The sequence below is a fragment of the Streptomyces sp. NPDC002403 genome (assembly GCF_053593015.1).
This window is the reverse complement of sequence record NZ_JBSFBQ010000046.1, coordinates 10,420-22,511: the sequence shown is the minus strand read 5'-3', so window position 1 is coordinate 22,511 and position 12,092 is coordinate 10,420. Positions and strand designations below refer to the sequence as shown.

Genomic DNA, 12,092 nt, shown 5'->3' with positions numbered 1-12,092 from the left:
TCTTTCCGCCATGGCCGGACACCCGACGGCAGCGACATCGTGCGGAATCAGTGCGTCCAGAAGGGGACCGGGGATGCTGGGAGCCATAGGTCTCGACGAGATACAGGAGTCGGCGTACCGCGCCCTCGTGGCGGTGGGGGCCGCGGAGGTCGCCGATCTCGCGCACCGGCTGGGCCTTCCCGAGCCGGACACCGAGCGGGCCCTGCGCAGGCTGGAGCAGCACGGCCTGGCCGCGCAGGCATCGGCCCGCACCGGACGCTGGGTGGCGGCGCCACCGGGAGTGGCGCTGGGGGCGTTGCTGACCCAGCAGCGCCATGAGCTGGAGCAGGCGGAGCTGGCGGCGGCGCTGCTCGCCGAGGAGTACCGGGCGGATGCCGCCGAACCGGCCGTGCACGATCTGGTCGAGGTGGTGACGGGGGCGAGCGCGGTGTCGCACCGCTTCCACCAGTTGCAGCTCGGTGCGGCGAGCGAGGTGTGCGCCCTGGTCACCGGGAAGCCGATCGCCGTCAGCGGAATGGAGAACGAGGCCGAGGAGCGGGCCGCGACGCGCGGGGTGTCGTACCGGGTGGTGGTCGAGCGGGAGACGCTCTCGATGCCGTTCGGGATTCTGGAGCTGTCGGCGGCGCTGAGCCGGGACGAGCAGTGCCGGGTCATCGACCGGGTGCCGACCAAGCTGGTCGTCGCGGACGGCGCCCTGGCGATGGTGCCGCTGACCGGTCGCGGCGCCGAGCCGGCCGCCCTGGTGGTCCACGCCTCCGGGCTGCTGGAGTCGCTGATGGGACTCTTCGAGGCGGTGTGGCGCGAGGCGATGCCGCTCAGGCTGGGGGAGAGCGGCGGGCTTCAGGAGGAGGTCGCCGGACCCGATCCGACCGACCTGGAGATCCTCTCGCTGCTGCTGGCCGGGCTGACGGACGCGAGCGTGGCCAAACAGCTGGAGCTGGGGCTGCGGACCGTACAGCGGAGGGTGAAGGGCCTGATGGAGATGACGGGCGTCTCCACCCGGCTGCAGCTGGGCTGGCACGCCTACGAACGGGGCTGGGTGTCCCGCACGCCGCGGGCCTGAGCGGCCCCGCCGGCGCTGACGGGCGGGACCGGCCGGACTCCGGCAGGCTGGTCAGATGGGTGTGTGGCAACTCGTCGCCGTCGGCCTCGTCATGCTCCTCGGTCTGCTGGGTGTACTCGTGCCGGGAGTGCCGGGGCAGGCGATCGTCTGGGCCGCCGTGCTGTGGTGGGCGCTGACCGACGTGACGCCGGTCGCCTGGGGCGTACTCATGGGTGCGACGGCACTGCTGCTGCTGAACCAGGCGCTGAAACCACTGCTGCCGCGCCGCCCGCACGAGACGGGGGCGCCCCGCAGGACGCTGATGCTCGGCGGGATCGGCGCGATCGTGGGCTTCTTCGTGGTCCCGGTGGTCGGCGGGGCGGTGGGGTACGTGGGGGCCGTCTACGGGGCGGAGCGGCTGCGGCTCGGCAGCCGCGGGGCGGGCTGGACCTCGGTGCGCTCGGTGATGCGGGCGACCGGCTACTCGGTGCTGGTCGAGCTCTACGCCTGCCTCCTGGTGGCGGGGGCCTGGCTCGGCGCGGTGATCTGGGCCTGACCGCCGCGCATCCCGCTGGACCGTGTCCAGATACACGGAAACACATCGGATCTCTGTCGCTCTATTGACGCAGCAATGCCCCGCGCCTACCTTCCCTCAAGGAATAGCTCGGATGAATTGAAGCGCCTGCGTACGAGTCGCCAGGAGATGCCTTGCCCACAGCACCGGACCCCTCCCGCACGCCCCGGACCGAAGCCTCGTCACCGTCCCCTTCCCGGCCGTCCCCCTCCCGCAGAACGGTCCTCGCCACCGGCACCGCGATCGGCGGCGCGCTCGCGGTCGGCGGCACGGCCGCCCCGGCCTCGGCCGCCGCCCAGGCCGCCCCGGCGCCCGCCGCCCCGGTGTCCACCACCGTGCACTCCCCCCATGACAGCTGGCGCACGGTGCTCGACGACGCCGACCTGCTCTGGCAGAAGCTGCCGACGACCTGGTACGAGGGCCCGTACCTGGGCAACGGCCGCCTCGGATCCGGCATCTACGCGGAGCCCGGCGCCACCACCCGGGCCGTCCGCTTCAACGTCCAGCACTCCGAGGTCCAGGACCACCGCCCCGAGTTCGGTTCGCTCTTCGGTCTCGCGCGCCTGCCCATCGGCCACTTCACCCTGGAACCGGCCGGCACCATCACGGGCATCGAGTGGTGGATGCGGCTGCGCACCGCCCAGCTCGAAGGCACCGTCACCACGACCGCGGGCACCTTGAAGCTCCGCGCCTTCGTCCACTCCACCAGCGATCTGCTCGCCGTGGAGGTCACCCCGAGCGCGGGCGAGCGGGACTTCCGCTGGGTCTTCCACCCCGCCGAGGCGATCAGCCCGCGGTCCGCTTTCAAACCCCTGCCGGACGGCTACACCGGCAACCCTCCCGCGGTGACCGAACAGCACGGCGACACCACCGCCGCCGTCCAGCCGCTGCTCGCGGGCGGTCAGCACGTCACCGCCTGGCGCGAACGCACCAGGGGCGACAGCCGCACCCTGTACGTCACCGTCGCCCACTCCCACCCCGCGACAACGGCCCGCGACCGTGCGCTGCGTACCGTCCAGGCCGCTTCCGCGCTCCCGTACGGCCCGCTCGCCGCACCCCATCGCACCTGGTGGGACCGGTTCTACCGGAAGAGCTTCCTGTCCCTGCCCGACGCCCGGCTCCAGCGCTTCTACTGGATCCAGCTCTACAAGACCGCGTCCGCGGCCCGCAAGGACGCCCCGGTGATGGCCACCTCCGGCCCCTGGCTGGAACCCACGCCCTGGCCCAACACCTGGTGGAACCTCAACGTGCAGCTGGAGTACTGGCTGATCCACGGCTCCAACCACCTGGAACTCGACGCCGTCACCCGTGCCCTGAGCGAATTCCGGGACCAGCTCTCGCGCGAGGTCGCCGCCCCCTACCGGGCCGACTCGGCCGGCATCCCCCGCACCACCGACCCCCGACTCGTCAACGGCGCCTCGGTGACCGACGGCGGCTACGGGGTCGGGATCCCCGGCCAGGACCCGCCCACCCCCGAGGTCGGCAATCTGACCTGGGCGCTGCACAACGTGTGGCTCTCCTACCGGCACACCATGGACGAGTCGATCCTGCGCGACACGCTGTTCCCGCTGCTGTGCAAGGCGGTCAACTACTACCTGCATTTCCTGACGCCCGGCACGGACGGCAGGCTGCACCTCCCGGCGACGTTCTCCCCCGAGTACGGCGTCAACGCCCCCGACTGCAACTACGACCTCATGCTGCTGCGCTGGGGCTGCCGCACCCTGCTGGAATCGGCCGAACAGCTCGGCGTCCGCGACCCGCTGACGGCCCGCTGGCAGGAGGTCCTGGCCAGGCTCGCGCCCTACCCGGTCGACGCCAACGGGTTCATGATCGGCGCCGGGGTCCCGTTCGCGCAGTCGCACCGCCACTACTCGCACATGCTCGCGGTCTACCCGCTGTACGAGCTGACGGGCGCGACGGCCGGTGAACGCGCCCTGATCGAGAAGTCCCTCGCCCACTGGGTGGGCTTCGAAGGCGCCCTGCAGGGCTACACCTTCACCGGCGCCGCCTCGATGTCCGCGCTGCTCGGCAAGGGCGAGGACGCGCTGAAGTACCTCGGGCAGCTGATGAGCCGCTTCATCCAGGCGAACACCATGTACAAGGAGTCGGGCCCGGTCATCGAGACCCCGCTCTCGGCGGCCCAGTCCCTGCACGACATGGTCTGCCAGTCGTGGGGCGGCACGATCAGGGTCTTCCCGGCGCTGCCCGCCGCCTGGCGAGAGCTGACCGTGCACGACTTCCGGACCCAGGGCGCGTTCCTGCTCAGCGCGGTACGCGAGGAGGGCCGGACCCGCTGGGTGCGGCTGACCAGCGAAGCCGGCGCACCCTGCGTCGTACGCCACGGCATCGACGGGCCGGTGGAGGTCCGGGACCGGCACGGACGGCCGCTGGCTCACGAGGAGGCGGCCGAGGGCACGGTACGCATCCACCTCCGCAAGGGCGAATCGGCGCTGATCACGGCGAGGGGAGACCGCCCGGACCTGACCGTCCGCCCGGTGACGGCGAACGCACCCGCGCCGCGCTGGGGCCTGCCGGCGTGAACCCGCTCACAACAGCGCGAGGTGGCGCGCCCCGTACGAACGCCAGGGCCGCCACCGCTCCGCCCCGGGCCGCCCGTCCGGATCCACGTCCGGGTCACCGAGCGCACGCATCCTGATGAGCGCCGCGGCTGCCGGGCCGATCCCCGGCAGCCGCAGCAGCGCCTGCTCGGCCTCCTCGCGGTCGGCCCCGGCGTCGAGCCGTACGTCCCCGTCGGCGAGCGCGGTCGTCAGCGCCCGCAGCTCCGGAGCGTCCGCCGCACCGGCCAGCACCCCGGGCTCCGGGAACACATGTGTCAGCCCGCCGCAGGGCACGTCCAGCACCTTCCCGTACGTCTCCACCAGCCGCTCCGCCACGCCCCGGCCCGCCAGCGTCCGTACGGCGAACTCCTCCGGGTCCGCGGCACCGGGCGAACGCAGCCCCGGGCGGGCGGCGACACCCGGCGCGAGGAGCGGGTCGGCGCCGAGCCGCTCGTCGACGGCGTACGGATCGGCGTCCAGGTCGAAGAGGCGCCGCAGCCGCTGGACGGCCGTCGTCAGGTCCCGCAGGTCCGTGAGGTGGATCCGGGCGTCCAGCCAGGCCCCGGCGGACCGCTCGTCGACGGCCACGACGGCCGTGCCGTACGGGAGGCGCAGGGCGCGCCGGTAGGTACGGGCCCCGGCCGCACCGCTGACCTCCTCGATCCGGGCGACCGTCTCGGCGGCCAGGAGATCGAAGACCTCGCGGGCGGCGTACGGCCCCCGGTGGGCGAGCCGCAGCGGGATCCCGGTGGTCCGCGCCTCGCGGACCGCCGCTCCCAGCCCCGTCCCGGCCTCGGCCCGCAGCGCGCTCGGCGTGCGGGCGTAGATCTGCCGGATCGTGTCGTTGAACTGGCGCACACTGGCGAAGCCCGACGCGAAGGCGATCTCCGTCACGGGCAGCCCGGTCGTCTGGAGCAGCACGCGTGCGGTGTGGGCCCGCTGGGCACGGGCCAGCGCGACGGGACCGGCACCCAGCTCCGCGTTGAGCTGCCGCTGCACCTGACGTGAGCTGTAGCCGAGCCGGTGGGCGAGACCGGGCACGCCCTCCCGGTCGACCACACCGTCACCGATCATCCGCATGGCGCGGCCCACGACGTCGGCCCGGACGTTCCAGTCGGCCGAGCCCGGCACGGCGTCGGGGCGGCAGCGCCGGCAGGCCCGGAAGCCGTTGCCCTGCGCGGCGGCCGCGGTCGGGTAGAAGCGGACGTTCTGCCGCTTGGGCGTGACGGCGGGGCAGCTCGGCCGGCAGTAGATGCCGGTCGTTTCGACGGCGAAGAAGAAGACCCCGTCGAAACGCGCGTCGCGGCTGCTCACCGCCTCGTATCTGGTCCGTTCGTCCATCACACCGTCCAGTGTGCGGCACCCACCGGTACCGCACTGGCGGTTTTCGGACGTGGACCGGCGGCCCGCGGCCGTGACGGCCGCAGGCCGGGGCCCCTACCGGAACCGGCCGCGCTTCGCGTCCATGGCGGCCCGGCCCTCGGCGCCCTTGCGCTTCCAGTCGCGCAGGATCTCCGAGCGCACCCGGGCGTCGGTCTTGGCGGCGATGCGCTGGTTCTCGCGCAGCAGCTTGCGGAAGCTGTCGAGGCGCCGTTCGTGCAGCGAGCCGTCCTCGATCGCGGCGAGCACCGCGCATCCGGGCTCCGACTCGTGGGCGCAGTCGTGGAACCTGCACTGCTCGGCCAGTTCCTCGATCTCGGAGAAGACCTGGCCGACACCGGCCTCCGCGTCCCAGAGGCCGACCCCGCGCAGTCCGGGGGTGTCGATCAGCACGCCCCCGGAAGGCAGGACCAGCAGATTGCGGGTGGTGGTGGTGTGCCGGCCCTTGCCGTCGACATCACGCGCGGCCTGCACCTCCATCACGTCACGGCCGAGCAGGGTGTTGGCGAGGGTCGACTTGCCCGCACCCGACGCCCCGAGCAGCACGCTCGTGCCGCCCGAGACGACGGCGGAGAAGACATCGATCCCCTCCCCCGTGGCGGAGCTGACGGTCAGCACCTGCACACCGGGCGCGACGCCCTCGATGTCCTGGACGAGGTACGACAGTGTGGCCGCGTCCGGCACGAGGTCGGCCTTGGTCAGCACCACGATCGGCTCGGCCACGCCGTCACCGGCCGGCCCGCCGTCCCCCAGCAGCGCGGCGCCGCTGGAGCTGGACATGGCGAGCGCGAGAAAGCGCTCCACCCGCCCCAGGTCGAAGTCGACCGCGAGCGAGAGGCAGATGACGATGTGGTCCACGTTGGTGGCGAGCACCTGGCCTTCGGAGCGCTGCGAGGACGTCGAGCGGACGAAGGCGGTACGCCGCGGCAGCAGCGTCCGCACGAACTGCGGATCCCCGTCGGGGTCGACGGCGACCCAGTCGCCCGTGCAGACGATCCGCATCGGATCGCGCGGGACGACGAAGGCGGTGTCGGCGCGGAGCGTGCCGTTCGGGGTGACGACGTCGCACTGGCCGCGGTCCACCCGCACCACGCGTCCGGGCAGCAGACCCTGCTCGGCGTACGGTGCGAACGCGGCCGCCCAGGCGTCGTCCCAGCCGTACGGGGACAGCGGATGCGACGCGGACAGGCCCTGAAGAGACGAAACGGACGGAAAAGACGGGAAAGACAAGGGAAACCCTTCAAAGGGGTGGCCCCGGCAACGCGCATACAGGCGCGGAGAGTTACGGAGTAGGTCAGCCGGCGACCACGGGGGTGGGAACGATGCTCTTCGAGTTGTGGGCAGCGCCCATCGCAGCGACAGTCATCACGATCCTCACCTCCTGGTTCAAGCACGGGACCGACAGCGGTGGTTGATCCCCGCCGTCCGGAACAGTGGACACCATAGTCCGTGCACGCCGAGCGGCTCAACACATTTGATCGAGGCCGTTTCCAGCCCTCGGGCGGAGACGATTCGGGCCACGTCCACCGGAGGTATCCGGTTATCTCCCTCGATCAGGTGATACGCATGCACAACGACCGGTCCGTGGCCGTTATGGTGCCGAGCATGACCTCACCCCAGACCTCCACCGGCACGTTCACACAGGCCCAGTTGGGCACGATCACACTGATCGGATGGAGCGGCGAACACCCCGCCGACGGCCGCGACGTCGCCTTCCTTCTCGTCTACTCGCTGGGCGACGGTACGGACGGCCCCGCGGCCGGCGAGGCCGCCATGCGCGTGGCCCTGGACCGCAGCGGGCTCCCCGTCGGCAGCGGTCCGGTGTACGCCGCCGAGAACCCGGGCCTTCCCGTGAAGCTGCTCGTCCAGGCCGGCCAGGCGGTCCTGACGATGCCGCACTTCACGGCGCAGTACCCCGCGCCGCCCGAGTGGCTGGCGGCGGCCGGTCAGCGGGGCGAGGTGCACGCCATGTTCGCCACCCGCCCGTGGCCCCAGGGCGCACCGGGCCGGCCGGTGAGCGAGGAGCTGCTGCGGTCCTTCGCGGCCGACCCCGAGGTCATCACGACAGCCGCCCACTGCGTCCTTCCGGTGCGCAGCCTGGGCTGACCCGCCCCGGTACGCCGAATGCCCACCGCCCCCCGTGGTGCGGTGGGCATCCTCATGCGTGGAGCCCTGGGGCGGTGCCCCGGATCCTGCTGTGCGGTGCCGCGCACCGCGGTGCGGGCGGCCGCGGGACGGATCCCCGGGCAGCCCGCACGTCAGGCACGTCAGTCGTTGGCGATGCCGTTGCCCGAGAGCACCGGGATGTCGTCGACGAGGTGCGACAGCGGCTCGTCGCCCTTGGCCTGGGTGGAGTTCTCGGCGCACTGCTGGTTCTGCGGCGAGGACAGCACGTTGACGTCCTGGACCGCGACCGGCACCAGCAGACCGACGAGCGAACCGGCGTTGGCCTTGAGCGGCAGACCGACGCAGGCCTTGTTCAGCGTGCCCTGGACGAGCTGGACCTGCGGGCTGCCGTCGCCCCGGGTCACGCTGTTGCCGAACTCGTCCACGGCGCCGTTGCCGTTGACCGACGTGGTGCCCCCGTCATTGCCGATCGCCATGGCCGCGGGGGCCGCTGCGGCGGACAGACCGACCAGGGACACGGCCACTGCTGCGCCGGCCATCATCTTCTTCATCACGCTTCACCTTTCGGAGCGTCCCGTTGTGGAACGTACTGATCAACCCGCTACGGAAGCGTCGGTTCCGCAGTACCACTCAAACGGGTTCGATCCGGCATGAGTTCGACCATCTTCGGTCACCCGTCGACAGCCTCGCCGGAGGTGCGGGCCGCCGGGACCCGGCTCCCCGCCAACGGCCGCTCGGGCGCCGTGGGCGGGGCCGGATCCGGGCTGCCGTGGGCCGCCCGCCACTCGGCGAGCAGCCGATCGTAGATGGGTGTGCCGTCCTGTGCGTGCCGCTGCCGGTCGCGGGGGTGCTGACTGCCGTACTGGTCCATGAGTGGCCCCTACCCGGTGCGGCGGGTGACGTCTGCCGGTACTACGGCAACCGGCCCAGTCCGCCCGCCCCTTCGAGGGGGCGGGCGGGCCGGACACACCGGTGGGGCCGGCGCATCCGGGCGGCCGGGGAACCGGCTGCCGTGTGGATGTGCCGACCCCACGGGCGTTTCGGGTACTGCGTACAGACGGGTGCGAAGCTGCCCGCGGCGCGCTCCCTGCCGGCTCGGAAAGCCGACGAGGAGCGCCCGGAGCGGTACGGCCCTAGTTGTTGCCGGCGCCGTTGCCGGACAGGATCGGGATGTCGTCCAGGATGTGCGAGAGCGCCTCGTCACCCTTGGCCTGGGTGGAGTTCTCGGTGCACTGCTGGTTCTGCGGCGAGGCCAGGACGTTGATGTCCTGGACCGAGATCGGGATGGCCCCGAGGACCGAACCGACGTTGGCCTTGGCCGGCAGCGCGATGCAGGGCTTGTTGAGCGAGCCCTGGATGAGCGCGAACTGCGGGCTCCAGTCGCCGTGGGTGGCGGAGTTGCCGTACGACTGGATGGCGTCGTTGCCGTTGACCGACGTCGTGCCACCGTCGTTACCGATGGCCATGGCCTGCGGGGCGATCGCGGCGGAGACACCGACGATCGAGGCAGCGACGGCTGCCGAGGCCATAATCTTCTTGATCATGAAATTGCCCTTCTGGGGTTCTCTGTTGCCCGCCTGTCCGGAGCGCCCTGATCAACTCACGACAACGGGGATGGTTGTGCCGATTCACTCGAACGGTGCTTTTACGTCCGGTTGTTCGCCGAATTCACCGCACCGGAGGAATGGGAATGGCCGGGGACCGGCGGGGAACTGCCGCAGCGCGACGGATCAGCCGCCGAGCGGCAGGCCGCCCATGAGCGGTGCCGCACCCTTGGCGGCGCCGGTGGCCTGGCCGGCCAGCTTGGTGACGGTGCCGTTCTTCTGCACCGATTCCGCGGCGCCGCCGACCGTGTCGACGATCGGGTCGACGGCCTGCGGGGCGCTCTCGACCACCTGGTTGACGCCTCCGTTGAGGCTGAAGTTGGGGGCCGTGGCGTTGGTGACGGCGAAGGCGGGAGCAGCCGTTCCGAGAGCAACCACGGAACCGGCAACGAACGCAGCAGTCTTCGCGTACTTCACTTTCGGGTTCCCTTCTGCAGCGGCATCTGTTTCGGTCGCGTTCCCGCGCCGCACGAGCCTTCTTTAGCCGTGCCTTCTGCCGCTTTCACCCTGGGTAACGATGCGGTTGCGGCACGGCAACTGGACGGGGCCGCCTTTTCTGCGGGACCACCCGATCGAATGCCGGAAGAGAAAGGGGGAAGGCCCCGGACCGCATCGAGTGCGGTCCGGGGCCTTCCGGTCATGAGCGTTCCGCCCGTCCGACCAGAGGTCAGACGTTGCCGCAGTTGCCGCCGAAAGCGGGGTTGAGCAGGCCGATCACGTCGACGGTGTCGCCGCACAGGTTGACCGGGATGTGGACCGGGACCTGGATGTTGTTGCCGGACACCACACCCGGGGAGAAAGCAGCGCCGCCCTCGGCACCGGAGTCGGCGAAGGCGGGCGCGGCAGCGCCCATCGCCATCAGGGTTCCGGCGGCGATGGCGGCAACCTTGGTGTACTTCACGTTGTTCCCTTTCTTTGACGGAGTCCGAAGCGGCAACGTCTTTCGTGCCGCACGAGCGCGGTCCTGAGCACCCGTAACTCCGCCGGTGTAATTCGTAACGATTTCAGACGGTATTCGAAACTCTGCTGGCAAGAGATTCTTGAAATATCGCCCGAACGATGCAACATCGATCACCCGATGTCACCGGCAAGGTCTTCCGACAATCCGATGTGCCAGTTCCGGGGAACGACAGCAACAGGCCCGGGCCGCGCGGAGGAGGAACGCCTGCGGCCCGGGCCTGTGGTCTATGGCTGGATCAACTGCGGATCAGCTGTTGCCGGCACCGTTGCCGGAGAGCACCGGGATGCCGTCCAGGATGTGCGACAGCGGCTCGTCACCCTTGGCCTGGGTGGAGTTCTCGGTGCACTGCTGGTTCTGCGGCGAGGACAGCACGTTGACGTCCTGGACCGCGACCGGGATCAGGCCGATGAGCGAGCCGACGTTGGCCTTGGCCGGCAGGCCGATGCACGGCTTGTTCAGGCTTCCCTGGACCAGACCGAACTGCGGGCTGCCGTCACCGTGGGTCTCGGCGTTGCCGAACGACTGCGAGGCTCCGTTGCCGTTGACCGAGGTCGTACCGCCGTCGTCGCCGATGGCCATCGCCTGCGTCGCGCCCAGACCGAGGATGGAGGCGGCAACGGCACCCGTTGCCAGAACCTTCTTGATCACGATTAACCCTTCTCGTACTGGATGCCCCGTACCGGAGCCCCCTGACCAACTCGTGACCGGGCGTTTGGTTCTCTCCATTCACCCGAATGCCAGAGGTGCGCGTACAGCAGTGCGAAACAGCATGTGCGAGAGCGTCCGGACGGAAGCGGCCCGACCAGCCGTCTCCCGGCGTCCGGGCACCGTTTACCCACTCGACGAAACGAACGCACGTACACGTCGAAGGGGCCCGAACCGGCATACATCTGTCCCCCGTTCGAGTGGTCACAGAATTTCCACGACCTGTCGAGTTTCCTCAACAATTTCTCCTCGTTATGAGTGACACAAGCGTGCAGGTTCGGGCGCTTGACCGGCAGAAGCGCGGACCCCCCATGAAACACATCCCTTCATCGTCTCCGCGCTTTCCGAAACCGCCGCTAGCCGAGTCACGCACGGGCGCCGCGGGATTCGTCTCCCGGCGGCCTCCGCACCGGCCTGATGAATGAACCGCGAGCGTTCTGCTCGCACGTAATGTCCTAAGAAGGGGCAGTCAATGCGAAAAGCCTTGAGTAAGAGCGTGCTGGTGATGGCGGCGGCGTCAGGGATCCTGACCTCAGCCGGTGGATACGCGTTCGCGGATGCCTCCGCCGACGGCGCGGCCATCGGTTCGCCCGGTGTCGGCTCGGGCAACAACGTGCAGGTCCCGGTGCACGTGCCGGTCAATGTGTGCGGCGACACCGTCGATGTCGTCGGGCTGCTGAACTCCGCGTTCGGCAACAAGTGCGGAAACGAGGACGGCCAGGGCGGCCAGGGCGGCCAGGACGGCGGGGACCAGGGGGCGAGCGCCGAGGGCGGCGCGGTCGGCTCCCCCGGAGTGCTGTCCGGCAACAACATCCAGGTTCCGGTGGACGTTCCGGTCGATGTCTGCGGCAACACCGTCGATGTCATCGGTGCGCTGAACCCGGCCTTCGGGAACAAGTGCGGCAACGAGTCCGGCGGGAACGAGACTCCGCCGCCGGTCCACCCGCCGCACGAGCCCCCGACGACGCACAAGCCTCCGACGCACCACAAGCCGGACTGCCCGCCGGAGCACCACAAGCCGCCGGTCCACCACAAGCCCCCGACCCACCACAAGCCGGACTGCCCGCCGGAGCACCACAAGCCGCCGGTCCACCACAAGCCCCCGACCCACCACAAGCCGGACTGCCCGCCGGAGCACCAC

Annotated in this window: 13 protein-coding genes; 5 read left to right on the top strand and 8 right to left on the bottom strand. The window is 70.7% G+C overall.

The window, feature by feature from the left end:
- Positions 1–73 precede the first annotated feature (73 nt).
- From ACWCPY_RS33705 to ACWCPY_RS33695, 3 genes are all read left to right on the top strand, one after another.
- A complete protein-coding gene (locus ACWCPY_RS33705) occupies positions 74–1,063 on the top strand; it encodes a helix-turn-helix domain-containing protein (RefSeq protein ID WP_451271443.1) in 990 nt (329 codons plus the stop codon).
- Between the two features lie 55 nt (positions 1,064–1,118).
- On the top strand, positions 1,119–1,598 hold the full coding sequence (locus tag ACWCPY_RS33700) for a DUF456 domain-containing protein (RefSeq protein ID WP_451271441.1): 480 nt from the start codon (positions 1,119–1,121) through the stop codon (positions 1,596–1,598).
- A gap of 152 nt (positions 1,599–1,750) precedes the next feature.
- On the top strand, positions 1,751–4,156 hold the full coding sequence (locus ACWCPY_RS33695) for a glycosyl hydrolase family 95 catalytic domain-containing protein (protein ID WP_451271439.1): 2,406 nt from the start codon (positions 1,751–1,753) through the stop codon (positions 4,154–4,156).
- Positions 4,157–4,162: 6 nt separating this feature from the next.
- Here ACWCPY_RS33695 and ACWCPY_RS33690 read toward each other — a convergent pair whose 3' ends face one another.
- Positions 4,163–5,515 (bottom strand): DNA-3-methyladenine glycosylase 2 family protein, encoded by a 1,353-nt coding sequence (locus ACWCPY_RS33690; RefSeq protein WP_451271492.1) that lies wholly within the window; start codon positions 5,513–5,515, stop codon positions 4,163–4,165.
- A gap of 96 nt (positions 5,516–5,611) precedes the next feature.
- Complete coding sequence (gene rsgA, locus ACWCPY_RS33685; protein WP_451271437.1) at positions 5,612–6,784, bottom strand: ribosome small subunit-dependent GTPase A; 1,173 nt, start codon at positions 6,782–6,784, stop codon at positions 5,612–5,614.
- Positions 6,785–7,159: 375 nt separating this feature from the next.
- Here rsgA and ACWCPY_RS33680 point away from each other — a divergent pair, with 375 nt between their 5' ends.
- Positions 7,160–7,660 (top strand): DUF5949 family protein, encoded by a 501-nt coding sequence (locus ACWCPY_RS33680; RefSeq protein WP_451271435.1) that lies wholly within the window; start codon positions 7,160–7,162, stop codon positions 7,658–7,660.
- Between the two features lie 161 nt (positions 7,661–7,821).
- Here ACWCPY_RS33680 and ACWCPY_RS33675 read toward each other — a convergent pair whose 3' ends face one another.
- The 6 genes from ACWCPY_RS33675 to ACWCPY_RS33650 form a co-directional block, all read right to left on the bottom strand.
- A complete protein-coding gene (locus ACWCPY_RS33675; RefSeq protein ID WP_362453606.1) occupies positions 7,822–8,232 on the bottom strand; it encodes a rodlin in 411 nt (136 codons plus the stop codon).
- Positions 8,233–8,351: 119 nt separating this feature from the next.
- A complete protein-coding gene (locus ACWCPY_RS33670) occupies positions 8,352–8,552 on the bottom strand; it encodes a hypothetical protein (protein ID WP_451271432.1) in 201 nt (66 codons plus the stop codon).
- Positions 8,553–8,814: 262 nt separating this feature from the next.
- Positions 8,815–9,225: a rodlin gene (locus ACWCPY_RS33665; protein WP_362453608.1), complete on the bottom strand. Its 411-nt coding sequence runs from the start codon at positions 9,223–9,225 to the stop codon at positions 8,815–8,817.
- Between the two features lie 186 nt (positions 9,226–9,411).
- Positions 9,412–9,702, bottom strand: a complete 291-nt coding sequence (locus ACWCPY_RS33660; RefSeq protein ID WP_451271430.1) for a hypothetical protein — start codon at positions 9,700–9,702, stop codon at positions 9,412–9,414.
- 250 nt (positions 9,703–9,952) lie between these two features.
- The gene (locus ACWCPY_RS33655; protein WP_451271428.1) at positions 9,953–10,186 is read right to left on the bottom strand and encodes a chaplin; all 234 of its coding nucleotides are present in this window, start codon (positions 10,184–10,186) and stop codon (positions 9,953–9,955) included.
- Positions 10,187–10,492: 306 nt separating this feature from the next.
- A complete protein-coding gene (locus ACWCPY_RS33650; RefSeq protein ID WP_451271426.1) occupies positions 10,493–10,894 on the bottom strand; it encodes a rodlin in 402 nt (133 codons plus the stop codon).
- 529 nt (positions 10,895–11,423) lie between these two features.
- Between ACWCPY_RS33650 and ACWCPY_RS33645 the strand changes: the two genes are divergently transcribed.
- The coding region (locus ACWCPY_RS33645; protein ID WP_451271424.1) for a chaplin at positions 11,424–12,092 on the top strand (669 nt) is incomplete at its 3' end.